We start from the raw sequence: 24,565 nt of genomic DNA on the forward strand, positions 1-24,565 counted from the left end.
CATTTTGCCAGGAGACCCACTATGCAAAACCCTTGCTTGGCTCTACATTATGCGCGTTGAACGTTCTGGGCCGCCGTTCGAGCTGAAAGCCCGCGTCTACTTTGAAGATACCGATGCCGGTGGCATCGTCTACTACGTCAATTACCTGAAGTTTATGGAGCGTGCGCGGACGGAGCTGGTCCGTACTCTGGGCTTTGATCAAAGCGCTCTGCAGAGAGAAAACGTCATTTTTGTTGTGCACTCGGTCACGGCACGTTATCTCGCGCCCGCACGATTGGATGATGAACTTGTCGTAACTGCGACTGTCTTGGAAACCAAGCGAGCAAGTATTCGCTTCCGCCAGAGCGTGACTCGGGCGGGAGAGTTGTTGTGTGAAGGTGAGGTGCTGGTCGCCTGCGTCAGCGCCGACCGCTATCGCCCGAGAGCGATTCCCGAAGCCATGCGTACGGCATTCGAGAACACCGCCCGGGCCGAGATCAACGGGTAATGAGTCAGAAATTTGATGGACAAGCGAGGAGTAGCTGAGCGTGCAGGCTGACCAAATGTCGATATGGCACCTGGTGTCCGGCGCCAGTGTGCTGGTGCAACTGGTAATGTTGTCGTTGCTGGCGGCATCGGTGATGTCGTGGGTGCTCATTTTCCAGCGCGGCAGCGTCATGCGCGGGGCCAAGAGTGCACTGGATGACTTTGAAGACCGCTTCTGGTCCGGTGTCGATTTGTCCCAGCTGTACCGTCAGGTCACCGGCTCCCCGGATGAGAACTCGGGTCTGGAGCAGATCTTTCGTGCCGGCTTCAAGGAATTTTCACGCATGCGTCAGCAGTCGGGAGTGGATCCCGATGCGGTGATGGACGCAGTGCAGCGCGCCATGCGTGTTGCCATTTCGCGCGAAGAGGAAAAGCTTGAGCAGCATCTGCCGTTCCTCGCGACCGTCGGCTCAACCAGTCCGTATGTGGGCCTGTTTGGTACCGTTTGGGGGATCATGAACTCCTTCCGCGGGCTGGCGACCGTGCAGCAGGCGACACTGGCGACCGTTGCTCCGGGTATCGCCGAAGCGCTGGTGGCGACTGCCATCGGCCTGTTTGCGGCGATCCCCGCGGTGGTTGCGTACAACCGCTTCTCCGCCCGTTCGGAAATGCTGATCGGCCGCTACTACACCTTCGCAGAAGAGTTTTCCAGCATTCTGCACCGTCGCGTTCACGCACGCGAGGAGTAAGCGGAGTCGTTATGGGCATGCACATGCAGGGGCGGCGACAGAAGCGCAAACCCGTCGCGGAAATGAACGTGGTGCCGTACATCGACGTGATGCTGGTGCTGCTGGTCATCTTTATGGTGACCGCGCCGATGCTCAACCAGGGTGTAAAGGTCGATCTGCCGCAGGTATCCAGTGAGGTTCTGCCGTCTGACAGCAATCAGCAGGTGTTGACCCTGTCGGTACTGGCTGATGGTACCTACTACTGGAACCTGGGCGAGAGCGTGGATACCGAGAATCATTCCGACAGCGTCGTATCGCTGGCCGAAATGACCGAAGGTGTCACCAAGATCATGACCGCCAAACCGGACACGCTGGTCTACATTCGGGGTGACAAGAACGCCAACTATGGCGTGGTTGTGACCGCCATGGGGGCCTTGCAGCAGGCAGGCGTCCCCAACGTGGGTCTGATTACCGAGGCGCCGTGAGCACGCGATATCAACATCGGCCTACGGCGTCCGAGCGCTACTCGACGCCGTTTTTGAAGGCCGCAGGGCTGCATTTGGCGGTGGCGATTCTGCTGTTCGCTTCATTCAGCAGTGCGCCTGAGTTCGAGCCGGCCAAGCCGATTGTGCAAGCCACGCTGGTGCAGCTGGATTCAATGAGTCCGGCTGTGACGCAGACTGACCAGAAGATTGCCGGCGAGGCGCAGAAGACAGCTGCGCCGCGTCATGAAGAAGAGGCTATGGAAGCCCAGCGTCAGCAGCAGCAAGCGGCCGAAGCTGCCCGCGCTGCCGCGGCCGAAAAGGCCAGGGAGCAAGCCCAGGCAGCCGCTGCAGCGGCGGAACGTCAGGCGCAGGCAGAGGCCGATCGCAAGGCGGCCGAGGCGGCTGCTGCCGCCGAGCGACGCAAGGTTGAAGAGGCGAAAAAGGCCGCAGAAGCTGAAGCAGCCCGGCGTGCCGAGGCGGAGCGCAAGCGCGCCGAAGAAGAGGCAAGGCGCAAGGCGCAGGAAGAGGCTCGTCGCAAGGCTGAAGCCGAAGCCGAGCGCAAGGCAGCGGAGGCAGCGGAGCAGCGTCGTCGCGAGCAGGAGCGTCAGGCCAATGAGCGCCGTGCCCAGGAAGAGGCCAAGGCCCGCGCCCTGAGCGAGTTGCTGGCAGAAGATACGCAGTACCAGATGGCCCAGGCTGATCGCAGTGGTGATCAGGTTGCGGCCAGCTACGACGATGTTATTCGTCGCTATGTCAGCCAGCAGTGGCGCCGCCCGCCGACCGCGCGTAATGGCATGGTTGTTGAGGTGCAGCTGAGTATGCTGCCGACAGGGCAGATCACCGATGTGGTGGTCACGCGTTCCAGTGGGGACGCCGGTTTTGATCAGTCCGCCGTACAGGCGGTCAGAAATGTGGGACGCATCCCGGAAATGCAGACACTGTCACGTGAAAATCCCGCAGCGTTCGATCGCATGTATCGACAGCGTACGCTGCGCTTCAAACCAGAGGATCTGGCATTCTGATGAAGAGACTGACGCACGTACTGGTAGGCCTGGTCGCCCTGTGTTTTACCCAGCTTCTGCTGGCCCAGGGCGCCATCGAGATTACCCGTGGTACCGACAAGGCCACGCCGATTGCCGTGGTGCCGTTTGGCTGGCAGGGCAGCGCGCCGCTGCCGGAAGATATGGCGGACATTACCGCCAACGATTTGCGCAACTCGGGTATGTTTGCGCCGATTCCGCGCGGCAACATGCTCAGCTATCCAACCCGCGACAGCGAAATCAATGCCCGCGACTGGCGCATGATCGGGGCTGACTACGTGGTGGTGGGGCAGGTGTCTGCCACAGGGGCAGATGCGTTTTCGCTGACCTACAGTTTGTACAATGTGGTGCGTGAGCAGGTCGTGCTGACGCGTTCGATCAGTGGTACTCGCACGCAGCTGCGGGATATCGCTCACCATCTCAGTGATGAGGTGTTCAAGGAGCTGACCGGTATTCAGGGCGCCTTCAATACCAAGGTGCTGTACGTGGCGGCCGAGCGATTCTCGGTCGACAACACCCGTTACACCCTGCAGCGCAGCGATTACGATGGCGCGCGTGCGGTGACCCTGTTGCAATCGCGCGAACCGATTCTGAGCCCGAGCTATTCGCCCGACGGTGAACGGATTGCCTATGTATCGTTCGAGTCGCGTCGCCCGGAGATTTATATCCACTATATTCGTACCGGTCGTCGTGAACGGATCAGCAGCTTTGAAGGCTTGAACGGGGCGCCGTCCTGGTCGCCGGATGGCTCGCGTCTGGCTTTCGTGCTGTCGCGTGACGGCAATCCGGAAATCTATGTGATGGATCTGGCGAGCAAGCAGCTGCGTCGGGTGACCAACCACTTCGCGATCGATACCGAGCCGACCTGGATGGGTAACGATACGCTGGTGTTTACCTCCGATCGCGGCGGGCGCCCGCAGATTTACAAGCAGAATTTGAGTTCGGGTAATACCGAGCGTTTGACCTTCGTTGGCAACTACAACGCCAACGCCAAGCTGTCCGTGGATGGCCGCACCATGGTGATGGTGCACCGTCAGGAGGGCTACCGTAATTTTCAGATTGCCACGCAGGATCTTGAGCGCGGCAACCTGAGAGTTTTAACAGAAACGTCACTGGATGAGTCCCCGACGGTCTCACCCAACGGCGTTATGTTAATTTATGCTACCCGTCAACAGGGGCGGGGTGTACTCATGCTGGTATCAACAAACGGGCGTGCACGGTCGGTGATACCGACTCAGTTCAACGACCTGCGCGTACCATCATGGTCCCCATACCTGCCATAGGGCGCACCAACACTAAACCATATGGGGTTAATAGGAGTTCATGATGCAAGTTATCAAGTTTGGCAAAGCTGCTGCTCTGGTTGTTGCTTTCGGCGTTGTTGTTGGCTGTTCCTCCAAGGGTGGTGACACCTCTGGCGCAGTTGATCCGAACGCTGGCTACGGTGCAGGCAGCAACGGCGCTGGTATGGACAACGGCATGAACAGCGAAGAAGCTGCTCTGCGCGCCATCACCACTTTCTACTTCGAGTACGACAGCTCCGAGCTGAAGCCGGAAGCCATGCGCGCTCTGGACGTTCACGCCAAGGACCTGAAAGCTGCTGGCAACCGCGTTGTTCTGGAAGGCCACACTGACGAGCGCGGTACTCGCGAGTACAACATGGCTCTGGGCGAGCGTCGTGCGGCTTCCGTACAGCGTTACCTGGTTCTGCAGGGCGTGTCTCCGGCTCAGCTGGAACTGGTATCCTACGGCGAAGAAAAGCCTGCAGCGATGGGTTCTACTGAAGAAGCCATGGCTCAGAACCGTCGTGTAGAGCTGCGCAAGTAATAAAAGAGGTCTTATGAAGGGTTATAGAGGCATCGTAATGGCCTTGGCACTGTCGCCGCTGGCGGCAGTTGCCCAGGTCCCGGTAATGGAAGGTAGTTCGAGCAACGCGTCGTCTGCCAGTTACGGGGGTTCCTCTGTGACCCAACAGGCGCCGGCTGGCCTTTCAAGTGAAGGCCAGCTGTTTCAACAGCTGTATCAGCTCCAGCAGGAAGTCACTCTGCTGCGGGGCATGCTCGAAGAGCAGAATTACAAGATCAAGCAGATGGAGCAGGACCAGCTTGATCGTTACCAGGATCTTGATCGCCGTCTGTCCGGCATGACCTCCGCTCCGGCTCCCGCCGCCAGTGGCAGTGCGTCGGCTGACAGTGATGTTGCAGCACCGCCTGCCGAAGCGCCAGCGGCGAGCGCCGCTCCGGCTGATCCCGAGCAGGAAAAACTGCTGTATGACGCGTCGTTTGACCTGGTCAAGGCGCGGGATTTTGATAAGGCTGCACAGGCCTTCAATGCTTTCCTCAGGCGTTATCCGAACAGTCAGTATGCAGGCAATGCACAGTACTGGTTGGGTGAGGTCTATCTGGTTCAGTCTGACCTGGAGTCCGCCGGCAAGGCGTTTGCCCAGGTGATCAGCCGCTATCCGAATCACCGCAAGGAGTCGGATGCGATGTACAAGCTGGGCGACGTCGAGCGTCGGCTTGGCAATAACGACAAGGCGCGTGATCTGTTTCAGCAGGTCATCAGCAAGTACCCCGATTCGTCGGCGGCCCAGTTGGCCGGTCGTGAGCTGAATACGCTCAACTGATGATGCGGTCGCTGGCCCGTCGATATGTCTGTGCAAAAGCGCCCTGTGGGCGCTTTTGCATTTCTGCCCGGAGGTTTCATGAGTAATGCCAATCCTGCGTCAGAAGCGCCTGCCGCTGTTGTGCTGTTGTCCGGCGGCCTGGATTCGGCGACTGTGCTGGCGATGGCCCAGGCGCAGGGTCTGCGCTGCTACACCATGAGTTTTGATTATGGTCAGCGTCACCGCGCCGAGTTGCAGGCGGCCGAGCGGGTGGCGTGTGCCGCTGGTGTGGTCGAGCACAAGGTCATTGGCATGAATCTAGGTGGTATAGGCGGTTCAGCGCTGACCGATGATCGCATCGCGGTGCCCGAAGGGCCGCAGGACGGTATTCCGGTGACCTACGTGCCGGCACGCAACACGCTGTTTCTGTCGCTTGCGCTGGGCTGGGCCGAGGTATTGGGTGCGCGGGAGATTTTTATCGGCGTCAACGCAGTCGATTACTCGGGCTATCCCGATTGCCGGCCGGAGTTTATCGAGGCGTTCGAACGGCTTGCCAATCTGGCCACCCGTGCAGGCGTTGAGGGTAAAGGCTTTCATATTCGTGCACCTTTGCAGCACATGAGCAAGGCAGAGATCGTGCAGGCTGGCGCGGCCCTCGGAGTGGATTACAGTAAGACGGTGTCTTGCTATCAGGCCGATGATCAGGGCAGGGCGTGCGGGCGCTGCGACAGTTGCCGGCTGAGGGCGGAAGGGTTCAGGGCAGCCGGCCTGGCCGACCCGACTCGCTACAGCTGATCTTTTTTCACTGGATGCGAAAAAAGTCTTGAGTTCCTCTGATAAATCAGTAATATAGCGCGCGTCCAGCAGGGGTCGTTAGCTCAGTTGGTAGAGCAGTTGGCTTTTAACCAATTGGTCGTAGGTTCGAATCCTACACGACCCACCACTCTGGATCCTTCCCTAGATGTGATCCCCTTATTGTATTTTCTACCCTGGCTCCGGCCCAGGCGTTCGCCTTCGTGCGATTCGGCGCCGCTGGGCAGTTTCGGCAGCCGTGCTACAATGCCGCCCTCCGTTGTTCTCCTGATGGATACAAACCATGTCCCAGATTCCCGAGCGTCTGCTCGTTCAGGCCCACCTGGATGCCAAGGCGCCTGCTCCGCTTAGCGATGCAGAGAAGGCAGACTACAAGGCCCGTATTGCAGCAGCGCTGAAGGCACAGAACGCCGTTCTGGTTGCCCACTACTACACCGACCCCCTGTTGCAGGAGTTGGCCGAGGAGACCGGTGGCTGCGTCTCCGACTCGCTTGAAATGGCCCGGTTTGGTCGTGATCACCCGGCTACCACGCTGATTGTTGCCGGTGTTCGTTTCATGGGTGAGACGGCCAAGATTCTGAGCCCGGAAAAGCGCGTTCTGATGCCGACGCTGGAGGCGACCTGCTCGCTCGATCTGGGATGTCAGATAGACGAGTTTTCCGCGTTCTGTGATCAGCATCCGGACCGCACCGTGGTGGTCTATGCCAATACGTCGGCTGCGGTAAAGGCGCGTGCTGACTGGGTAGTGACGTCCAGCTGTGCGCTGCCGATCGTCGAGCACCTGATGGACAAGGGTGAAAAGATCCTTTGGGCACCCGATCAGCACTTGGGTAACTACATTCAGCGTGAAACCGGTGCAGACATGCTGCTGTGGCAGGGCTCCTGTATCGTTCACGAGGAGTTCAAGGCCAAGGCGCTGGAGGATCTGCGCAAGGTCTATCCCGACGCAGCCGTGCTGGTGCACCCGGAATCTCCGCAATCGGTTGTCGAGATGGCCGATGTGGTTGGTTCGACCAGTCAGTTGATTCAGGCGACGCGTGATCTGCCCAATCCGACCTTTATCGTTGCGACCGATCGCGGCATCTTCTACAAGATGCAGCAGGCTGCGCCGGACAGGCTGTTGATTGAAGCGCCAACGGCGGGCAACGGCGCAACCTGTCGCAGCTGCGCGCACTGTCCGTGGATGGCGATGAACACTCTGCCGCGGGTGCTCGCCAGCCTGGAGCAGGGTACTGATGAGATTCTGGTTGATCCCGAGCTGATTCCGCGTGCGGTGCGCCCGCTGGATCGTATGCTCGACTTTACCCGCCAGGCCAGTCTGGCCGCCAAGGGTAATGCCTGACTGCTCGCCCGCCGCATTATGCGGCGGGCGTTGCCTTCTCCTAAAGTGATTCGATCAGCTCACGCTGACGCTGTAGCTCGTTCTGCTGCTCCTTGATGCGTGAGCTGACAACAAAGTTGCCCCCCGCTCGTTGCAACGCCAGGTCAAGTTGCTGGCCGGCCTGCTGCAGGTCGCCGGTCTGCTTGAAGTACTCGGCGCGGGCCAGATGCACGCCCAGGATATTGCCGGCCAGGCCGCGTATTTCTGCCGCCAGGTACCATACGTCCGGATCGCTCTCGCGCTGATTGGCGAGTCTATTGATCGCGCGTTCGGCCGCGGCATACTGCTGCTGTTTCATCAGCAGGTCGGCTTCGGAAAAGGCCAGCGGGAAGTTGTCAGGATAACGTTGCTGCAACCGACGGTTGCGCTCCAGTGCCTGCGCCAGTCGGCCCGCATTGGTGTCGATCTCGATCTGGGCGAGGTTGATCGTCAGGTCATCCGGTGTCGCTTCGAGCAGCGGGGCGAGGGTGCTTGTGGCTTCGCCGTGCTCGCCGCCGCGGCTGAGTGCCAGCGCCAGGCCATAGCGCGCCGCTGCATGCTCGCCGCCGTTATCGTCCAGCAGGGCGCGGAAGCGCTTGGCAGAGAGCCCCGGGCTTTGCTCGTACTTCAGCTGAACCCGGGTACGCATCATCTGGAAGTTGAGTGAATCCGTACGGCCGCTGCCCGCCATCTGTTCGGCGCGGTTGCGGGTATCGGCCATGCGCGACTGGCTGACCGGGTGGGTCAGCAGGAACTCGGGCGGTGTGGTGTCGTAGCGGCTGAGCTGGGCGAGACGCTCGAACATGTCCGGCATTGCTCTGGGGTCGTAGCCTGCCTTTTCCAGATTGAGAATGCCGATGCGGTCGGCTTCCTGTTCATTCTGGCGCGAGAAGCGGCGCTGTTCCTGGATGGCGGCGGCCTGGGTGGTCGCCAGAGCGGCAAAACCAGCGTCCCCGCCGCCGGCGGCGGCCAGCACAATGCTGGCGAGCATGGCGGTCATGAAGGGCACTTGCATGCGCTGTTGCTGCTCGAGGCCGCGGGCGAAGTGGCGCTGTGACAGGTGGGCCAGTTCGTGGGCCAGAACCGAGGCAAACTCGGCTTCGCTGCGGGCATGCAGGAACAGGCCGCCGTTGACGCCAACCACACCGCCGGGCGCGGCAAAGGCGTTCAGTTGCGGACTGTCAATCAGTACAAAGGCCAGGCGGCGGTCGCTCAGTTGGCTGGTTTCCGCCAGACCACGGGTCAGATCTTCGACAAAGCTTTTCAGTTGCGGATCATCCAGCGTCGGAACTGCGCCCCTGAGCATGGTCAGCCAGGTCCGGCCGAGCTGGTATTCCTGCTGGCGGGACATGATGGACGAACTGGTGTCGCCAAGCGACGGCAGGTTGAACTCGTCGCCGGCGGGCAGGGCAATGCCGGGCAGCGTCATTGACACTGCAAGCATCATGGCCCGGACGAGCGGTCGGCTGGACATCCTTTTTTGCATCATTTTTGGTGCGTACCCGTGCTGGCAGTTGTCGGAGTGAGAGCCGTCAAGGCTATACTGTGGCCCACTCGCTGTGGAGTCCCTGCATGTCTGTTGAAAACACCCGTCTACCCATCGACGTCGAGCTGGACGCCCGCGGTCTGTCTTGTCCGCTGCCCTTGCTCAAGGCAAAGCAATCGTTGAACGGCATGGTAGCAGGCCAGACGCTGCATGTGGTTGCCACTGATGCGGGGTCTCAGCGGGATATTCAACGCTTCGCGGAGCTGTCCGGACATGCATTGCTTGAGTCCCGGGTATTGGACGGCGAATTTCACTATTGGTTGCGTAAAGCAGATTAGGTTCCGATGCTAAAAGTTTTTCGAGGCTGGGTTCAGCGCTATTTCTCCGACGAAGAGGCGGTCGTGCTGGCGGTTGTGCTGGCGCTGGGGTTTGCCATTGTTATCAGTTTCGGTGACAAGCTGGCGCCGTTGCTGACCGGTGTGGTGCTCGCCTATCTGCTGCAGGGGCTGGTATCGCGGCTGCAGCGCTGGCTGCCGCACGGCCTGGCAGTCTGGATTGTGTTTCTGCTGTTTCTCGGTGCGTTGGCGGCGCTGTTCGGCGTGCTGGTGCCACTGGTCTGGAAGCAGATGCTGAATCTGTTCAACGAGCTGCCGGGAATGATCGCCTCGTGGCGTGATCAGCTTCTGCATCTGCCCGAGGAGTATCCGTCGTTCATTTCCGCCGCGCAGATTGAGCGCCTGATGGCCTCGATCAATGGCGAGGTGGGCTCGTTTGGTCAGTGGGCGCTGTCGCAGTCACTGGCGAGCCTGCCGGTCATCGTTACGGTGCTGGTTTATCTGGTGCTGGTACCTATCCTGGTGTTCTTCTTCCTCAAGGACAGCCAGACCATAACCGATTGGGCCGTGAGTCATCTGCCGCGCGAGCGCCGCCTGATGCGCGTCGTCTGGACCGAGATGAATCAGCAGATTGCCAACTACATTCGCGGCAAGGCAGTCGAGATTCTGATCGTCGGGGCTGTGACCTATATCTCGTTTGCGATCCTCGGCGTCAACTACGCGGCGTTGCTGGCGGTGCTGGTGGGCCTGTCGGTGCTGGTGCCGTATATCGGCGCTACGGTTGTAACCATCCCGGTTGCCGTGATTGGTCTGTTCCAGTGGGGGCTCGGTAACGAGTTCATGATGCTGATGATCGTTTACGGCGTGATTCAGGCACTGGACGGCAACGTACTGGTGCCCATTCTGTTCTCCGAAGCGGTCAACCTGCATCCGGTGGCAATTATCGCTGCTGTGCTGATCTTCGGCGGTTTGTGGGGGTTCTGGGGGGTATTCTTTGCGATCCCGCTGGCAACCCTGTTCAAGGCCGTGCTCTACGCCTGGCCACGCGGCATTGAAGCCGCCCATGACATCAAGTCAGAAGAGCTGCCTCGGACCGAGCAGGCCTGAGGCAGCGAACGAGTACCTGGCGATCAGCCGAGGGTGCGGACGGCGGCCAGCACCTCGGCCACGTGGCCGGGTACCTTCACCTTGCGCCATTCCTGACGCAACACGCCCTTGGCGTCGATCAGGAAGGTGCTGCGCTCGATTCCCTCGTATTCCTTGCCGTACAGCTTCTTCAGCTTGATTACGTCGAACAGGCGGCATAGCGCCTCGTCCGGGTCGCTGATCAGCTCGAATGGGAACTCATGCTTGGCCTTGAAGTTGGCATGGGTGCGCAGGCTGTCCTTGGATACCCCGTAAATGACGGTGTTGGCCGCTGCAAACTCGGCATGGGCGTCACGAAAGTCCTGGCCCTCGGTGGTGCAGCCGGGGGTGTTGTCCTTGGGGTAGAAATAGATCACAACGTTCTTGCCGGCCAGGCTTGCCGGTGTCACGGTCTGCTCGCCAGTGGCCTGGGCGCTGAAATCCGGTACGGGCTTGTTCAGTTCAACGTGCATGAAAACCTCGTCAGCTAGTCAGTGAAGCGGACGCCAGGGTTCGATCACGGCATCCAGGTTGAGTTCGTCACAGAAGTCCAGAAACTGCTCCCGCAGCCAGCTTAGCTGGGTCTGCACCGGAATGGCGATGGTCAGCGTCAGGTTCAGCATCGCGGTGCCGGTGTGCTGGGCAAGATAGGTGAAGCTGTGCAGCTCCTCGATGTCGATGTTCAGGTGCTGAAAGAAACGGCAAAGTTCACCGACCAGTTCGGGCCGCTGGGCCGCCGTCACAAATACGTTGTACGGCAGTGCCTGGGGGCGCTCGTCGATGCTGTGGCTGCGGCTCATGGACAACTGGAAGTGCTCACGCTTGGCCAGCGCCGGTAGCAGCGACTCCAGGCGTGCCAGCGCATCCCAATTGCCGCTGAGCTGAAGCAGCAGAACGGCGCAGGAGCCATGGCGACTCATCCGGCTGCTGACGATCTGGCAGCGGTGCTCGGTGCACAGGCGAGTCAGCAGGCTGGCAAGCGATGTGGTTTCCTGGCCCATGACATGAACGACCAGATATTGCTCGCGGTGACTCGGGGTGCTGGACATTGGGTTCCTCGGGCTGAAAAAAGGGCATCGCCCGTCTGGCGGGCGCAAAGCAAGGGCCTATTGTCACAGCCTGTCGGGAGCGGTTCAACTGCCGCCGCCGATTGGGTTGATGCCCTGTGTCCAGAGGGCTGTCGATCCGTCGCAAGCCTGCGTATTTAATCAGCGCTTCCCTTGTACTGGCCGCAGCGCGAAAGTACCATTGCCGTTTATTGTTTCAAGTGGAGAGTTGCATGATCTCGGGTAGTCTGGTGGCGCTGGTAACACCCATGGATTCCGGCGGGGGCCTCGATTGGCAGGCACTGGAGCGTCTCATCGACTTCCACCTGGAGAAGGGCACCGATGGCATCGTTGCAGTCGGTACCTCCGGCGAGTCTGCAACCCTCGATATGGCCGAGCACAAGGAAGCCATTCGTCGGGTGGTACAGCAGGTGGCCGGCCGCATTCCCGTGATCGCCGGTACCGGTGCCAACTCTACGCGCGAAGCCGTCGAGCTGACCGAAGCCGCACGCAGTGTGGGCGCTGATGCCGCATTGCTGGTGACGCCCTACTACAACAAGCCGACCCAGGAAGGCCTGTACCTGCATCACAAGCATATCGCCGAAACCGTGGCTATCCCGCAGATTCTCTACAATGTGCCCAGCCGAACGGCCTGTGACATGTTGCCGGAAACCGTCGAGCGCCTGTCTGCCATCAGTAATATCGTGGGCATCAAGGAAGCGACCGGTGACCTGCAGCGCGCCCGTGAGGTGATTGAGCGGGTCGATGGTCGTATGGCGGTCTACTCGGGCGACGACGCAACTGCCGTAGAGCTCATTCTGATGGGCGGCAAGGGCAACATTTCGGTTACTGCCAACGTCGCACCGCAACAGATGCATGAATTATGCGCTGCTGCCCTGCGCGGCGACGAGCAGACTGCCCGTCGTCTCAATGAAGCCTTGATGCCGTTGCACAAGGCACTGTTTATCGAATCCAATCCGATTCCGGTCAAGTGGGCGTTGATGGAAATGGGCCTGATCGCCGATGGCATTCGTTTGCCTCTGACGCCGCTCAGTGCTCGCTGCCATGACGCCGTGCACGGCGCTCTGCGCCAATGCGGGATGCTGTAATCTAACCGGGAAGACCTGTTGACCAAGGAAACGTTTATGAAGCCTGTGCTGAGTGCACTGACTCTGGGGGTATTGGCCAGCCTGAGTGGCTGTGGGTATCTGATGGGCGATAACGGATTTTTCCGTGATCGTGGCAGTGACTATCAGCAGGCCGAGGTCGCACCGCGGATGACTATCCCGGCAGATCTGCAAACGCGCTCCATTGGCGATCTGCTGCCGGTGCCGGGCCAGGTGACGGCTGCACCGGCCGGAGAGGACGGTTTTGAAACGCCGCGCCCACGCCCGATGTCGGCCAGCGCAGACAGCTCGGTGTTTGCATTGCAGCAGCAGGGCAGCTCACGCTGGCTGGTGGCTCAGCTGCCGGCCAACGAAGTCTGGCCGCTGCTGGCACGCTTCTGGTCCGATTACAGGGTGCCCATGGCCGAGCAGGACGCTGCGCTCAGCGAGTTCTCCACCGAGTGGGTCAACTTCGGCGAGGCTGCCGGTAATCCGTTGGTGCGCCGCCTGATGCCGCTGCTTGAGGAAGGCCGTCGTGTCGAAGGTGAGGAGCAACGCTTCCGTGTTCGCCTGGAGCCGGGCGTCAACGCCGGCACCAGCGAGATCAAGGTGATCCACCAGAACCGGGATATTGGCGACAGTGACAGCCAGTGGCCGGCGCGTTCCGATAACCCCAACTTCGAGCGTGGTCTGCTGGCCGAGCTGGAAACCTATCTCAACCAGAGCGTGAGCGCTGGCGGCAGTGCTCTGGTCTCGAGCATCATCAACAGTGGTCCGGTTGAGAACAGCCTCGAGCAGGACGGCGCGGGCAACAGCGTCCTGTACATCAGCGCCGATTTTAACCGCGCCTGGGCTGACGTTGGCGAGGCTCTGGCTCGCGCCGATGTCCTTGTGACCGACTACAATCGCAGCTCCGGTGTCTACTATGTCGACCTGGATCGGACCCGCTCCGAGAAGGAAGAGCCGGGCTTCTTCGCCCGCTGGTTTGGTGGTGACGATGAAGCCGAGCAACAGGTAGCTGACGAGAATCAGCTGCAGGTGCGCCTGACTCCATCCTCCAACCGGATTGAAGTCAGTGTCGATGCCGGCATTGAAAAAGCGGCAGATTCGGCACGCGCGCGTGACCTGCTGGAGCGTATTCAGCGCGGCTTGAACGAGGGGTCCAACGGCGGTGCGCTATTGCTCCCTCGGTAGTGGCAGTCGTGGTAACGGCACCCTGATTGAACAGGGTGCCACTCGGGTGCTGGTGGATTGCGGTTTCAGCCTGCGCGCCACCGAGCAGCGCCTGGCCGAGGCCGGTCTGAGGGGCGACCAACTGAGCGCCATTGTTGTCACCCACGAGCACAGCGATCATATTCAGGGCGTCGGCAAGCTGGCACGCCGCTATGGCTTGCCGGTATACCTTACCCCGGGTACCGGCTTTGAGCTGCGCGAAGAGGGCCTGGATCTGCGCTGGGTCGATCTGCACGGGCGCTTCGAGATTGGCGATCTGGAGATTACCCCGGTGGCCGTGCCCCACGATGCGCGTGAACCCTGTCAGTACATCTTCGACGACGGCCGGCGGCGCTTCGGCGTGCTGACCGATACTGGCACCATCACCCCCTGGATCGTTGAACATTACGCCGATCTGGATGCGCTTTTTCTCGAAGCCAACTATGATCCGCACATGCTGTCGGTCGGCCCCTATCCGGCCTTCCTGAAAGCGCGTGTAGGCGGTGATCTGGGCCACCTGAGCAATCAGCAGGCGGCCGGCTTTGTGCGCATTGCCGGCGGCCGCGAGCGATTGCAGCATATTGCCGTGGCCCATATCAGCGAAAAGAACAATCGGCCCGAGCTCGCTCTGGCCGCCATGCAGGAAGCCCTGACCGGTTGGTCCGGCAACCTGCTTATGGCACATCAGAATCAAGGGCTGCCCTGGCAGACCATCGAGTAACACCCATCACCATGTTGCGGACAGCGGGAGCCGATAATGGAAAAACGTAACGAACTCTATCGTGGTAAAGCCAAGTCGGTGTACACCACCGATGACCCGGATCGCCTGGTCCTGTTGTTCCGCAACGACACCTCCGCCTTTGATGGGAAGAAGATCGAACAGCTCGATCGCAAGGGCATGGTCAACAACCGCTTCAACGCGTTCATCATGCAGAAGCTGGAAGAAGCGGGTATTCCGACCCAGTTTGACGCACTGCTGTCTGACAACGAGTGCCTGGTCAAGAAGCTCGACATGATCCCGGTCGAGTGCGTCGTGCGTAACTTCGCCGCCGGCAGCCTGGTGAAGCGCCTGGGTGTGGAAGAGGGCATGGCGCTGACGCCGCCGACCTTCGAACTGTTCCTGAAAGACGACGCCAAGGGCGATCCTTTCATCAACCAGTCGCACGTTGTCACCTTCGGCTGGGCGACCGCCGAACAGTTGGCGCGCATGCAGGAACTGACCCTGAAGATCAACGACATCCTCAAGGGCTTGTTTGACGCTGCCGGCCTGCTTCTGGTCGACTTCAAACTGGAATTCGGCCTGTTCAAGGGTGAAATCGTCCTGGGCGATGAGTTCAGCCCGGACGGCTGTCGCCTGTGGGACAAGGAAACCCGCAAGAAGATGGACAAGGATCGCTTCCGCCAGGGCCTTGGCGGCGTGATCGAAGCCTACGAAGAAGTTGCCCATCGCCTGGGCGTACCGCTGCCGTAAGGCTTCCGTCCTGACCGCGAATGCTGGTAAGATGCGCGCCGACTTGGAGAGTTGCCAGAGTGGTCGAATGGGACGGATTCGAAATCCGTTGTACGGGCAACCGTACCCAGGGTTCGAATCCCTGACTCTCCGCCATTGTTGTGCTTCAAGGCCCCGTTTTACGGGGCTTTGTCGTTTTCAGGGTCTTCTGGCCCATACTCTGGCCCATACTCTGGCTGCTCCTGCTCCTGCTCCTGCTCCTGCTCCTGCTCCTGCTCCTGCTCCTGCTCCTGCTCCTGCTCCTGCTCCTGCTCGTCAGGCTGAGGCAAGTCATCGAGTGGCTCGGATGGGTCGAAAGTCGCGGGCGCAATGCCCGAACTGAATGCCAGTAGTTTCGTCTCCTCTTCGATCGCTCGCTTTGCCTTCTTGACGATTTTCTTTGCTGCCTTGCTAACCAGGGCATCTTCCGTTTCCACGTCACTAGGTGGCGATGATTTCTGGCGTAGGCTAAGTCTCGCTACCTCGTAGGCAAGCTGCTCAATCTGTTTCATCGCTTCTTTGTAGCGCTCTTGCCAGGTGAGACTGATTGTTTCGGCATTAGCGAGATCAGTTTTGTGGCGTTGGCCGAGCAGGGCGATGGTCCTCCGATGCTCAGCTTGAAGGCGAGCGTGCTCACCCATCATATCTTCAACGACCTCCCCCTTTCGCCACCCAGCTCCTTTTGCGAGCTGATCCAGGCGTCTTCCCAGTTCGGTGGATAGGGCGAACGTATAGGCTTTCCGGCCGTTGCTGGCAGTGCGGTACTTGCGCTGCCTGAGAGCGTTCCTCAGGCGGCTGATATATGCCGGCCCTGCCCGTGTGCTTTCCATGGCGTGAATGCCGGCAATGATGTTTTGGTACCTGTTGCGTTCTCGATCAGTTTGCTCGTGTTCGAACCTTCTGCGCAGCTCTGTTGATGCTGTCTTTTCGATGTATTGAAGCACCCACTTCAGCTCGGTCTCTTGACTGTGCAGCCAGTCAAGTTTGGTTGGTATTTCTCCCATTACTGGTCTCTCCCCACGGCGAATTAGTTGACAGTCTTTATTTAAACATAAGTTCGTTACGCGTTATGTTACTGTCACAGAGTGTGGAATTATACAGTATGTAAAAATCAGCTACTTGCCAGTGCGCGCCCAACCTTCAATACTGAACTGATGAGAAAATCTATTTCGCCGAGCCTTTCACCGAAGGCCATATTCATGTTCGAGTTCTTTGCTCTGAGTGAGCAGGGACAGCCGCTAGCTGACGACCAGCTCACGATCCAGGGGCTCACGAAGCGTCTGCGAATGCAGGCGCGTGATGTTCGGTCAGGGGTGCGTGAGTTGGTCGTTCACGACCTTGTGGAGGTTTTGAAGGTCAGACTGCCGGAAGGAAAAGGCATTAGCTCAGTGCACAGGTTATCGCCGCAGGTGCTAGCTGATTTGCAATCAGGCTCGATCCCGCTCGGGAATCACGTTGAGCGTCGGATGGTGTTGTTTTCAGGAGCCGAGTTTCTGGTCGAGGTGACTGGCTTGCCTGCCCAAAGGGAGCGAGCATCGTCGCCAGATTCCGACAAGAGGGTGTCCCCGATCACTCCAAAGGGTCGGTTGAGTTTCCTCAATCGAGTTCTTCTCGGCGTCTTGCTGGCTCATGCCGACGAGTTTGGTTATGTGTCTGGTCTTGATAGCAAAGATCTCCAGGCCCTTACGGGGTTTGATGCTAATAGCCTAAAGCACCGCATCCAGCGTCTAGTGGCTCTTGGACTCATTCGTTGCGTGTTGCCGGGATGTAGCAGTTCCATTTTCCAGACCTCAAAGCGATCCAGCAGCTACTACCTGAACCTGAATCATCCCGGCTACGCGGGGATTGCGCATAACGCGGTCTTTATTTCTTTCTGGCCAGGTGATCCGCCACGAGGTCCGTTTGATTTGCTGGAACAGGATGTCAGGCGTGTGCGTAAACGCTCCCACGCGCTCCTGAAGCGCCCTGAGCTGGCTTTTAAAAACTACGCTACGCCTGAGGGTGTTCTTCGCTATTTGGTCAGGGCAGGGCCCAGTGCGATGTCTGCCTTGCGCGAGATTTTTTATCGGGGCGCGGCCCAATTGCTGATGTCAAGTGGGTTCGAAGTGGTTACCCATGATGTGGAGACCACTTCATATCTGAGCGGGCTTCTCAAGTCTGAGCTTCAGCATGTGCCCAGTACTGGGGATGTTCGGGATAGTGTCGAATGGCTCGGGGTTCTTGCCCATTTTTCAGGCGTCATTATTAAGATAGCGAACGATTCGCGTGACCGCTTGATGCTGCTGGAAACTGCGTCCTTCAAGGGATTGAGCCTGTGCTTCCTGCCTGTCAAGAAAAACGTCTTCAATGAAGTGATCACGGTATTGTTGAGCAAGGCACCAGGTGGGTGTACAGACTGTACGATGGTTAGTGCATACAAAAAGGGCGAATGTGATGTACTCCCCTTAGCTCAAGAGCAAGAATTTGACTGTGAGATACGGCTCCGCGCCGGCTTGTTGTCCCCGCCCTCCAAGCGAGTGACTGGCTACAAAACGTAATAAATTACCTAGCGCGCCCATCCTCTGAGCCATTCAGAGGGTGCATCATGAAAATCATCAGACTTCCGACGGTCCTGGCTGTGACAGGGTTGTCGCGCGCGACTATCTACCGCCTCATGACCAAGAAGCAATTTCCGAGGGCAATCGAACTAGGGCCGCGAAGCTGCGGCTGGATCGAGGCAGAAGTGGGTGAGTGGATATCTCAGCGAATCGAAGCACGAAATCAGAAGTATGACCTGACCTAACCGGAGTACCACGGCGCAAGGTCGTGGTGCTCCTATGCCGTTTTGATGGTCTCACCTTCACATCAGCTAACCTGTCTGTACTCGTCCAGCGTCTTTTGCCAATCCTCGCCGTGATGTTTCTCCCGGAAGTCCTTGTCACGCAGGGCATCAGCCGGCAGCTTGAATCGGGATATATTTATATACTCTATAGATTCTGACTATTTAATTGCTAATACTAATCAATCCGATACCAATACAGCACCCTATACAGGACAGAGACACCCAAGAGATCAACTCGCTACTACAGAGGGATCAGGTTAAAAAATACACAAGTGACCAGTGGTATGTACCTAACCGAGGAGACATACCATGCATCACCCATTCAACGACTACACACCTGCAATCTCCCAAGCAGAAGTCAGCTTCAAGATCGATCAGCTCGTAGACGATGCTCTACGCAGAGGTGAATCGGCCTACATCCCACAATCACGTCCAGACAGGCCATACCGCAAGACGATGCTAGGGGCGGATCTGGACTACCTCAGTCAGATGCTGGCTCTGTTCGATGGTCGTGTGGATTACGACTACAGCGAGAACCTGGAGCTGTTCTACGATGCTTGCCATGACATTCGACTGGAGTGTGTCGATCGTTCCTATATCTGTCCTGATCCTGAGTCTAACGGTGGCTTTCTGTCAGAACCTGAGACCATGAACCTGCTCATCGAGCGCATTCGTGAGCTGAGTAAGCAGGAGTGGTATCAGCGCAGAGCCAGAGACCGTCGGTATCAAGCCAAACGCCAGGCTGAAGACACCAGTGAGTTCGCTCAGAGAGCGATGGAGCGGTATTCCAAGACGCTCGTGCTGAGGCTGAACCTCTACTACAAGAAGTCAGCCAGACAGCGGCTCACTGTCGAGCAGGTGTTCGATGACATGAACAAGCTGGTCAGAGCGCGCAGGACCAATCCCATCTTTGAGCATCTTGTGGCTTTCATCATCCGGGTAGAGCAGGGCGAGGATCAGGGCTTTCATCTGCATGTCGCGTTCTTCTTCAACGGCTCATGCGTCAGGCGTCATTTCCGCATTGCTGAGCTAATCGGTGAACTGTGGGGAGAGATCACTCATGGTGGCGGGCATTGGCACGACAGTGGTGCTGAGTGGATGAAACAGGGTGGCAAGGATGAGGGCAGAGGCACTGGCATGTTTCAGCGTAGCGACGTGGATGGACGCCATGCTGTAGCGAGCCTGATGACCTACCTAGTCAAGGACAAGGGACAGCACCTGCGGATCAGGCCGGCAGGTGTCAGGACCTACAGGACGGGGTGTATCCGCTAGTTGCCAGCCCGTACCGTCCATAGTTGATCAAGCCTGGTGGTGAATGCAGGGCTCAGGAGCTGGCGTTGCATTTGCCATTCTGACTTGGTAGGACGTAATGTTTTCTTCGTCGGTGTGGGCGACCTGAATTGGACTGCGCCGCGGCTGACGACCAAGTCGAGTGTCAACCATTTTCGTCACTTGTGACTACCGCTTATAGGCAGCCGACGATGCATCTCCTGCCGGATTTGCAATGCTGAATGATAGATCTGGAGTAAGCTGGCTACCCCCTCTTGGGTCTGATGGCAGTCTTCTATGGTGCCACATCAAGGGTTGGTTCACTGTGGCAGTCTAGAATATGATCGGTTTATTGCCTGCGCTAAGACTGCAGGAGGGGCTTTCGGCCGCTAATACTAAGTGCTCTGCGCCAGTGGGGCCATTACCGATGGAGCGGGTCGGTCTCGCCAGACCCCTGATAGATAAGGATTGCTGAATGCATGACTTGATTAATGAGCCAGATGCGCCACGACTCATTTTTGGTCTTCGCGACACTGGCTACAACGTTAAAACAGCAGCCGCTGACATTATCGACAACTCAATCGCGGCTCAGGCAGATCAGATCAATGTTGAGATCGTTTTGCGTGAAGATGGCCGAAAGCTCGTTTACTTCGGCGACAATGGTGAAGGGATGGACGCGGGCGGCGTTCATCGTGCCATGAGGTATGGTGCACCAGAGCGCGATAACCCTGAAAGTCTTGGCAAGTTTGGGCTGGGGCTCAAGACAGCCTCCAGCTCGGTGTGCCTGAAGTACACCGTGATTTCAAGAAAGAGTCCTGATGAGGAATTGGCAAAACTGACTTGGGACTTGGAGCATGTAGCTGACAAAAAGCAGTGGGAGATGCTCAGAGAGCCAGTTACGCTGGACGAGCAAGAGGCATTTGAAGAGCTTTGCGGCGACCGCGGGACTCTCGTGATCTGGGAAAAGTGTGACAGGATCCTAACCAAGGATTACGAGCCGGGTGGCGCGAAAGAGAAGGCCGCGATCAACAGGCTGGCGGATGCCTTGAGTAAACATATCTCTCTCGTTTATCACCGTTTTCTCGATAAGAACGATGACCGCGAACGTGATATCGAAATCTATATCAACCAGATGCTCGTTGAACCGTGGAATCCTTTCTACCCCCAACGATCTGAACAAGTACTTCACCCCAGTAAGCAAACTCTAGTCGTTGAGCTGCCCGATGGTACAGAACAAACGGCCAGCATAAAGGCTTGGATCTTGCCCCATCGTAACGACATGTCCAAAGATGAGGAGCGTACATATGCTCGTATCTCAAACCGGGCGCAGGGTTTCTATGTCTATCGTGAGGGGCGCCTGATTCAGGACGGTACGTGGATGGAGGTGTTTGGTGCTCCTGAGCCTCACACGTCATTGTTAAGGATCGAATTTGATTTCGGTCATGAGCTTGATGACGCTTTCCGGATAGACGTAAAGAAGTCGCGGATTCTTTTCCATCCAGATTTGGAAGACGGTTTGCGTGAGCTCCTTCAGCCTGTGTATCGCGAGGCCGGTAACAGATACCGCCGGCAGAACCGAGAAGCGGCGAACTCCCACAAAATCGACCATACCAGCGCCAACAAAAACATTGCGGAGACTGGCAACGCTAGTAAGCCTCAGGTGGATTCTGTTGACCCAACCAAGCAGTCAGTTGTTGTATCGAACAACTTGGGGCCAAAAATCACGCTGAAGCTTGCAGTTCAAAGCAACGTTAGCCCAGACACGGTGTACGTCGAGGCTGTAGATGACATCACTTCTGGTGAGCTCTGGCAGCCTGCGTTCAGGAGCTCGGGTGATAGCGGGCATGTACCGGCAGTGCTGTTGAACAAGCATCACGATTTCTACCAGAAAATCTACAAGCGAGCTGCGGCCAATGGGTTCGCGGTCGAGGGGATGGATTTGTTGTTGTGGGCATTCGCTGTTGCGGAGCAGAACAACACCAATGAGGAAATGGAGCCTATTTTCGAGGATATCCGGAGTGAAATTTCCAGAAATCTTCATAAGCTCCTTCGGAATGTTCCGGATCCTGACCCGGAAGAGATGGCGGGAGACGAATAAGCTGACATGATTGCAGGTAAGAAGGATCTTATCCTGAGGGAGCTTGAGCTGGGTACCGGTGCTGCGATTGGTGCTTCAGTCGATCATAGCGGTCTTCGGTCCGGTCTAAGGATATGGTTCGGAGATCTTGATGAAAAGCATGGGCCGGTTGCCGAGTTGCGGCCCTACGGTTTGAGAGGTCATGTCGTCACACTCTCGTTTGGGAGTTTTTCGGGGCAGGTGATCGAGCAAATACGTAATGCTTCATCCGAAGATATTCAGCTTGCTAGGGCCTTGGTAGCCTCTATCCGGCCGGATATAGAGGTTGACGTGAGTGGGCAGTCGCTTGCTTCCTGGTCTGTGACTAATGGTGCGTTTCAGATGACAGCGAAAGTGAGAGATATTGAGCTTTCACTGGAGGATGCGGCTGTCGTTGCAACCTGTCATGAGGTGATCGTCCCTATGATGGCCGCCATGGCTGAGCTAATTGGTTACGATCTTGTTGATGAAGCCCCAGAGCATGAAGAGCCCGCCTTCGAGGGGGCAATACTGCAATCTGTGGTTCTTAAGCGAGAGCGAAATCCCCGCAACAGGCTGCTTGCAATACGCATCCACGGAGAAAAGTGTTTAGCCTGTGGTCTTGAGCCGTTAAAGCTATATGGTGAGGCTGGCTCGATCATAGAGGTACACCACTTAGAGCCAGTCTCAGTGCTCACCGAGCCGCGACCATATGACCCGCGGACTGACTTGGTTCCCCTTTGTCCTAATTGTCACCGTGCTGTTCATACGAGGCGTCCTTTTCCGTTCAGTATCCATGAAATTGAGAGCTTGATGGGTAAGCAAAGTGATTGACCTTTCTGCTCTTCCCGAAGCCTTCGATGATTTGCGCAAGAGCTTGCCCGATGGTCTGCTCCTTTCAGAGCGCGTTGTCGATCCTGTCGTAGTGATTGATAAGGTCGGCCGGGAGATTGTCGCGCGATTGTCAGGGTGTCGCTTGGTTCGGGGTGTGAAGCAGATTTATGCTGCACCAAGCAACCGGCACGCTTGGGTACTTGATTCAAACATAATCAGGCCATTGCCCAGAGACTCTCTGTCCGTCTTTGAGGCAGCGTTGAACGGATCTGACCCGGATAGTCTGTCTTTTAGTGAGGCTGTTCGGCTTATTAGAGCAAAGGGTTTGGATTTGACTGTCGAACCCAGCGCGAGCTTTTTGCAGGCGGGCCGCGCGTTGTCGGAAAAGTTGGAGGGAGAGCTTGATGTTCCCGGTTTGACGGCAACCCTTTATCCCTATCAAGCGCGTGGTGTGCATTGGATGAGGGAAACGATTGCCCATACAGGTGGTTTGATTCTGGCGGATGAAATGGGCTTGGGTAAAACCCTGCAGATTATCGCTCTTTTACTTTTGGAACCCCCGCAGGAGTCGGCGCCAGCTCTGATCATCTGTCCGACGAGCTTGATTGCAAACTGGGTGAGAGAATTTACTCGATTTGCTCCGAGCTTAACTGTTCTAGTTCATCGTGGTTCCGAGCGGGCCGGCATTTATCGCGAGCTTCAGAAAACCCATGTTGTCATCGCCACCTATGACACGATGGTGAATGACATCGCAATCTTCTCCTGCCTTGAATGGTCATGGGTGATTTGTGATGAGGCTCAGGCAATCAAGAACCCTGATTCCAACCGCCGCAAAGCTATTGAAACGATTCCTCGTCGACGCTCTATCCCGATGACTGGCACTCCAGTTGAGAACAGTCTTCTGGATCTTTGGTCGCTGATGGATTTTGCAATTCCGGGTTTGCTTGGTTCCCGAAGTGAGTTTGAACAGGCCTACCCTGATTCGGTTGACTCTGCCCAAGCCGTAGGGGCTATCACTGACCCAGTGATTCTCAAGCGCCGTGTGGTGGATGTGGCTGGGGATCTTCCTGAACGGATAGATATTGACCTGCCGCTTGAGCTTGATGGGTTGCTGGTGGAGCATTATCTGCAGGTTAGACAAGAGACGTTTGAAAAGTACCCCGTTGCTGGAGCGCTTGTTGCTACGTTGCAGCTTCAGTTGGTCTGCGCTCATCCGTGGCTAAGATGTTTGCATGCAGACGACCAGGATGTTTCTGATGTAACTGTTGAGCGTACTGCAGCTTTTCCTCTAGTTACGCCCAAAATGGAGAGGGTCGTTGAGCTCTTGAAAGAGGCTTTTTTGAACGACAGGAAGGTAATTGTTTTTGCGCTTTTCAACAAAGTTGGCGATTTGATAAAAGAGGCGTTTTCGGGCGGGAGGAATGTCTATTGGGGCGCTATCAACGGAGCGACTCCCCAAGAGGCGCGACAGCCGATCATTGACGAGTTCTCCGCGCACACTGGCCCAGGATGCTTGGTTCTTAATCCCAAAGCAGCTGGGGCGGGTTTGAATATTACCGCTGCTACGGTGGTCATACATTTCACGCCCCTATGGAATCCTGCACTGGAGGCCCAAGCAAGCGCAAGAGCGCATCGACGGGGACAGACTGAGCCCGTTACTGTGTATCGTCTTTATTACAAGGACACTGTTGAAGAAGTGATGATTGACCGTTCCACATGGAAGAGTGAGCTAGCCAGCGAAAGCATTCCGGTTTCATCCAGGGATGCAGACGATATTAAGCGAGCTCTGGAAATCGCACCGGAGAAGAAATGATCAAGCAGGCGTTCAGCAAGATATTGAGTGCAAATGACGTAGGGGCGACTGGAGGGCATCAGGGAGGGATCCTTATTCCCAAGTCGGAGGGGGAGCTTCTGTCTTTTTTACCCAGCTTGGACCCCTCGGTTAAAAATCCAGATGCATGGATTGAATGTATTGACGAGGATGGGGTGCTGCGGAAATTCAGATTCGTCTACTACAACAACAAGCTGCACGACCCCAGCGGCACAAGGAATGAGTACCGCATTACATACATGACTGCGTATTTTCGAGATGCAGGTGCGCGTGAAGGGGATGTGTTTGAGATTTCTAGAGCGTCGCCTGACGCGCCTTACTCAATCAAGGTGGTGCCATCTCAGGGCTCTCATGCGGAGCCAGAGTGCAATCAACAGGTTCGAATCAAGATCAAGTCAGCGTGGAGGCGAATCCACTGAT

27 protein-coding genes and 2 tRNA genes are annotated in these 24,565 nt (G+C 57.4%); 24 read left to right on the top strand and 5 right to left on the bottom strand.

The features are described 5' to 3' along the window. The first annotated feature begins 49 nt into the window (after positions 1-49). The 10 genes from ybgC (at position 50) to nadA (ending at position 7,478) form a co-directional block, all read left to right on the top strand. Positions 50-487, top strand: a complete 438-nt coding sequence (gene ybgC / locus ACZ5WQ_RS00605; protein WP_464382899.1) for a tol-pal system-associated acyl-CoA thioesterase — start codon at positions 50-52, stop codon at positions 485-487. Between the two features lie 55 nt (positions 488-542). Then, on the top strand, positions 543-1,214 hold the full coding sequence (gene tolQ / locus ACZ5WQ_RS00610; protein WP_233049252.1) for a protein TolQ: 672 nt from the start codon (positions 543-545) through the stop codon (positions 1,212-1,214). A 23-nt stretch (positions 1,215-1,237) separates the two neighbouring features. Next, a complete protein-coding gene (gene tolR, locus ACZ5WQ_RS00615; RefSeq protein ID WP_088275732.1) occupies positions 1,238-1,678 on the top strand; it encodes a protein TolR in 441 nt (146 codons plus the stop codon). After that, on the top strand, positions 1,675-2,700 hold the full coding sequence (tolA, locus tag ACZ5WQ_RS00620; RefSeq protein WP_464382900.1) for a cell envelope integrity protein TolA: 1,026 nt from the start codon (positions 1,675-1,677) through the stop codon (positions 2,698-2,700). Before tolR ends, tolA begins: the two co-directional genes overlap by 4 nt. Continuing rightward, a complete protein-coding gene (tolB, locus tag ACZ5WQ_RS00625; protein ID WP_233049254.1) occupies positions 2,700-4,001 on the top strand; it encodes a Tol-Pal system beta propeller repeat protein TolB in 1,302 nt (433 codons plus the stop codon). Before tolA ends, tolB begins: the two co-directional genes overlap by 1 nt. A gap of 43 nt (positions 4,002-4,044) precedes the next feature. Further along, the gene (gene pal / locus ACZ5WQ_RS00630; RefSeq protein ID WP_228246385.1) at positions 4,045-4,545 is read left to right on the top strand and encodes a peptidoglycan-associated lipoprotein Pal; all 501 of its coding nucleotides are present in this window, start codon (positions 4,045-4,047) and stop codon (positions 4,543-4,545) included. A gap of 13 nt (positions 4,546-4,558) precedes the next feature. Next, on the top strand, positions 4,559-5,344 hold the full coding sequence (gene ybgF / locus ACZ5WQ_RS00635; RefSeq protein ID WP_233049255.1) for a tol-pal system protein YbgF: 786 nt from the start codon (positions 4,559-4,561) through the stop codon (positions 5,342-5,344). 78 nt (positions 5,345-5,422) lie between these two features. Next, a complete protein-coding gene (queC, locus tag ACZ5WQ_RS00640; RefSeq protein ID WP_338212913.1) occupies positions 5,423-6,118 on the top strand; it encodes a 7-cyano-7-deazaguanine synthase QueC in 696 nt (231 codons plus the stop codon). 72 nt (positions 6,119-6,190) lie between these two features. Then, positions 6,191-6,266: transfer RNA gene (locus ACZ5WQ_RS00645), tRNA-Lys, on the top strand. 153 nt (positions 6,267-6,419) lie between these two features. Next, positions 6,420-7,478 (top strand): quinolinate synthase NadA, encoded by a 1,059-nt coding sequence (gene nadA / locus ACZ5WQ_RS00650; RefSeq protein ID WP_088275524.1) that lies wholly within the window; start codon positions 6,420-6,422, stop codon positions 7,476-7,478. Positions 7,479-7,518: 40 nt separating this feature from the next. Here the strand turns inward: nadA and ACZ5WQ_RS00655 are convergent, their stop codons facing one another. Further along, positions 7,519-8,940, bottom strand: a complete 1,422-nt coding sequence (locus ACZ5WQ_RS00655) for a M48 family metalloprotease (protein WP_464383675.1) — start codon at positions 8,938-8,940, stop codon at positions 7,519-7,521. 128 nt (positions 8,941-9,068) lie between these two features. Here ACZ5WQ_RS00655 and ACZ5WQ_RS00660 point away from each other — a divergent pair, with 128 nt between their 5' ends. Beyond that, on the top strand, positions 9,069-9,320 hold the full coding sequence (locus ACZ5WQ_RS00660; protein ID WP_285677958.1) for a sulfurtransferase TusA family protein: 252 nt from the start codon (positions 9,069-9,071) through the stop codon (positions 9,318-9,320). Positions 9,321-9,326: 6 nt separating this feature from the next. Further along, complete coding sequence (locus ACZ5WQ_RS00665) at positions 9,327-10,424, top strand: AI-2E family transporter (protein WP_088275518.1); 1,098 nt, start codon at positions 9,327-9,329, stop codon at positions 10,422-10,424. Between the two features lie 23 nt (positions 10,425-10,447). Here the strand turns inward: ACZ5WQ_RS00665 and ACZ5WQ_RS00670 are convergent, their stop codons facing one another. Further along, the gene (locus tag ACZ5WQ_RS00670) at positions 10,448-10,915 is read right to left on the bottom strand and encodes a peroxiredoxin (protein WP_088275516.1); all 468 of its coding nucleotides are present in this window, start codon (positions 10,913-10,915) and stop codon (positions 10,448-10,450) included. A gap of 18 nt (positions 10,916-10,933) precedes the next feature. Then, positions 10,934-11,491, bottom strand: a complete 558-nt coding sequence (locus ACZ5WQ_RS00675; RefSeq protein WP_088275514.1) for a glycine cleavage system transcriptional repressor — start codon at positions 11,489-11,491, stop codon at positions 10,934-10,936. A gap of 230 nt (positions 11,492-11,721) precedes the next feature. On the opposite strand from ACZ5WQ_RS00675, the gene dapA reads away from it, so the two are divergent. The 5 genes from dapA (at position 11,722) to ACZ5WQ_RS00700 (ending at position 15,412) form a co-directional block, all read left to right on the top strand. Then, positions 11,722-12,597 carry a 4-hydroxy-tetrahydrodipicolinate synthase gene (gene dapA / locus ACZ5WQ_RS00680; RefSeq protein WP_088275512.1) on the top strand — a complete coding sequence of 292 codons (876 nt, stop codon included), beginning with the start codon at positions 11,722-11,724 and terminating at the stop codon, positions 12,595-12,597. Positions 12,598-12,633: 36 nt separating this feature from the next. Continuing rightward, positions 12,634-13,788, top strand: coding sequence for an outer membrane protein assembly factor BamC (bamC, locus tag ACZ5WQ_RS00685; RefSeq protein ID WP_464382901.1), 1,155 nt, complete (start codon positions 12,634-12,636; stop codon positions 13,786-13,788). Next, positions 13,766-14,527, top strand: coding sequence for an MBL fold metallo-hydrolase (locus tag ACZ5WQ_RS00690; protein WP_228246379.1), 762 nt, complete (start codon positions 13,766-13,768; stop codon positions 14,525-14,527). Before bamC ends, ACZ5WQ_RS00690 begins: the two co-directional genes overlap by 23 nt. 36 nt (positions 14,528-14,563) lie before the next feature. Beyond that, positions 14,564-15,277: a phosphoribosylaminoimidazolesuccinocarboxamide synthase gene (gene purC, locus ACZ5WQ_RS00695; protein ID WP_088275506.1), complete on the top strand. Its 714-nt coding sequence runs from the start codon at positions 14,564-14,566 to the stop codon at positions 15,275-15,277. A gap of 45 nt (positions 15,278-15,322) precedes the next feature. After that, positions 15,323-15,412, top strand: a tRNA-Ser gene (locus ACZ5WQ_RS00700). A 23-nt stretch (positions 15,413-15,435) separates the two neighbouring features. Here the strand turns inward: ACZ5WQ_RS00700 and ACZ5WQ_RS00705 are convergent. After that, positions 15,436-16,299 (bottom strand): hypothetical protein, encoded by an 864-nt coding sequence (locus ACZ5WQ_RS00705; protein ID WP_464382902.1) that lies wholly within the window; start codon positions 16,297-16,299, stop codon positions 15,436-15,438. A gap of 195 nt (positions 16,300-16,494) precedes the next feature. Between ACZ5WQ_RS00705 and ACZ5WQ_RS00710 the strand changes: the two genes are divergently transcribed. The 3 genes from ACZ5WQ_RS00710 (at position 16,495) to ACZ5WQ_RS00720 (ending at position 19,388) form a co-directional block, all read left to right on the top strand. Next, positions 16,495-17,832, top strand: coding sequence for a hypothetical protein (locus tag ACZ5WQ_RS00710; RefSeq protein ID WP_464382903.1), 1,338 nt, complete (start codon positions 16,495-16,497; stop codon positions 17,830-17,832). A 47-nt stretch (positions 17,833-17,879) separates the two neighbouring features. Further along, on the top strand, positions 17,880-18,077 hold the full coding sequence (locus ACZ5WQ_RS00715; protein WP_464382904.1) for an AlpA family transcriptional regulator: 198 nt from the start codon (positions 17,880-17,882) through the stop codon (positions 18,075-18,077). A gap of 348 nt (positions 18,078-18,425) precedes the next feature. Further along, positions 18,426-19,388 carry a YagK/YfjJ domain-containing protein gene (locus ACZ5WQ_RS00720; protein WP_464382905.1) on the top strand — a complete coding sequence of 321 codons (963 nt, stop codon included), beginning with the start codon at positions 18,426-18,428 and terminating at the stop codon, positions 19,386-19,388. Here ACZ5WQ_RS00720 and ACZ5WQ_RS00725 read toward each other — a convergent pair. Then, positions 19,385-19,459 (bottom strand): DUF4113 domain-containing protein, encoded by a 75-nt coding sequence (locus ACZ5WQ_RS00725; RefSeq protein WP_464383676.1) that lies wholly within the window; start codon positions 19,457-19,459, stop codon positions 19,385-19,387. The genes ACZ5WQ_RS00720 and ACZ5WQ_RS00725 overlap by 4 nt on opposite strands. Before the next feature lie 401 nt (positions 19,460-19,860). On the opposite strand from ACZ5WQ_RS00725, the gene ACZ5WQ_RS00730 reads away from it, so the two are divergent. From ACZ5WQ_RS00730 to ACZ5WQ_RS00745, 4 genes are read left to right on the top strand one after another with little or no spacing between them, the layout of a single operon-like run. Next, entirely contained in the window at positions 19,861-21,483 is a 1,623-nt protein-coding gene (locus ACZ5WQ_RS00730) for an ATP-binding protein (RefSeq protein WP_269687533.1), read from the top strand. A gap of 6 nt (positions 21,484-21,489) precedes the next feature. Beyond that, positions 21,490-22,314 (top strand): HNH endonuclease, encoded by an 825-nt coding sequence (locus tag ACZ5WQ_RS00735; RefSeq protein WP_464382906.1) that lies wholly within the window; start codon positions 21,490-21,492, stop codon positions 22,312-22,314. After that, positions 22,307-24,127 (top strand): DEAD/DEAH box helicase, encoded by a 1,821-nt coding sequence (locus ACZ5WQ_RS00740; protein WP_464382907.1) that lies wholly within the window; start codon positions 22,307-22,309, stop codon positions 24,125-24,127. The genes ACZ5WQ_RS00735 and ACZ5WQ_RS00740 overlap by 8 nt, the downstream gene beginning before the upstream one ends. Then, positions 24,124-24,564, top strand: a complete 441-nt coding sequence (locus ACZ5WQ_RS00745) for an EcoRII N-terminal effector-binding domain-containing protein (RefSeq protein WP_464382908.1) — start codon at positions 24,124-24,126, stop codon at positions 24,562-24,564. The genes ACZ5WQ_RS00740 and ACZ5WQ_RS00745 overlap by 4 nt, the downstream gene beginning before the upstream one ends. The last annotated feature ends 1 nt before the right edge of the window (position 24,565 follow it).

It is taken from the genome of Halopseudomonas sp. T1L2 (genome assembly GCF_055397385.1).

Coding starts and splice junctions, on each gene's coding strand:
- ybgC (WP_464382899.1), top strand. CDS start 50: ATGCGCGTTGAACGTTCTGGGCCGCCGTTCGAGCTGAAAGCCCGCGTC.
- tolQ (WP_233049252.1), top strand. CDS start 543: ATGTCGATATGGCACCTGGTGTCCGGCGCCAGTGTGCTGGTGCAACTG.
- tolR (WP_088275732.1), top strand. CDS start 1,238: ATGCAGGGGCGGCGACAGAAGCGCAAACCCGTCGCGGAAATGAACGTG.
- tolB (WP_233049254.1), top strand. CDS start 2,700: ATGAAGAGACTGACGCACGTACTGGTAGGCCTGGTCGCCCTGTGTTTT.
- pal (WP_228246385.1), top strand. CDS start 4,045: ATGCAAGTTATCAAGTTTGGCAAAGCTGCTGCTCTGGTTGTTGCTTTC.
- ybgF (WP_233049255.1), top strand. CDS start 4,559: ATGAAGGGTTATAGAGGCATCGTAATGGCCTTGGCACTGTCGCCGCTG.
- queC (WP_338212913.1), top strand. CDS start 5,423: ATGAGTAATGCCAATCCTGCGTCAGAAGCGCCTGCCGCTGTTGTGCTG.
- nadA (WP_088275524.1), top strand. CDS start 6,420: ATGTCCCAGATTCCCGAGCGTCTGCTCGTTCAGGCCCACCTGGATGCC.
- ACZ5WQ_RS00655 (WP_464383675.1), bottom strand. CDS start 8,940: ATGCTTGCAGTGTCAATGACGCTGCCCGGCATTGCCCTGCCCGCCGGC.
- ACZ5WQ_RS00660 (WP_285677958.1), top strand. CDS start 9,069: ATGTCTGTTGAAAACACCCGTCTACCCATCGACGTCGAGCTGGACGCC.
- ACZ5WQ_RS00665 (WP_088275518.1), top strand. CDS start 9,327: ATGCTAAAAGTTTTTCGAGGCTGGGTTCAGCGCTATTTCTCCGACGAA.
- ACZ5WQ_RS00670 (WP_088275516.1), bottom strand. CDS start 10,915: ATGCACGTTGAACTGAACAAGCCCGTACCGGATTTCAGCGCCCAGGCC.
- ACZ5WQ_RS00675 (WP_088275514.1), bottom strand. CDS start 11,491: ATGTCCAGCACCCCGAGTCACCGCGAGCAATATCTGGTCGTTCATGTC.
- dapA (WP_088275512.1), top strand. CDS start 11,722: ATGATCTCGGGTAGTCTGGTGGCGCTGGTAACACCCATGGATTCCGGC.
- bamC (WP_464382901.1), top strand. CDS start 12,634: ATGAAGCCTGTGCTGAGTGCACTGACTCTGGGGGTATTGGCCAGCCTG.
- purC (WP_088275506.1), top strand. CDS start 14,564: ATGGAAAAACGTAACGAACTCTATCGTGGTAAAGCCAAGTCGGTGTAC.
- ACZ5WQ_RS00705 (WP_464382902.1), bottom strand. CDS start 16,299: ATGGGAGAAATACCAACCAAACTTGACTGGCTGCACAGTCAAGAGACC.
- ACZ5WQ_RS00710 (WP_464382903.1), top strand. CDS start 16,495: ATGTTCGAGTTCTTTGCTCTGAGTGAGCAGGGACAGCCGCTAGCTGAC.
- ACZ5WQ_RS00715 (WP_464382904.1), top strand. CDS start 17,880: ATGAAAATCATCAGACTTCCGACGGTCCTGGCTGTGACAGGGTTGTCG.
- ACZ5WQ_RS00720 (WP_464382905.1), top strand. CDS start 18,426: ATGCATCACCCATTCAACGACTACACACCTGCAATCTCCCAAGCAGAA.
- ACZ5WQ_RS00730 (WP_269687533.1), top strand. CDS start 19,861: ATGCATGACTTGATTAATGAGCCAGATGCGCCACGACTCATTTTTGGT.
- ACZ5WQ_RS00735 (WP_464382906.1), top strand. CDS start 21,490: ATGATTGCAGGTAAGAAGGATCTTATCCTGAGGGAGCTTGAGCTGGGT.
- ACZ5WQ_RS00745 (WP_464382908.1), top strand. CDS start 24,124: ATGATCAAGCAGGCGTTCAGCAAGATATTGAGTGCAAATGACGTAGGG.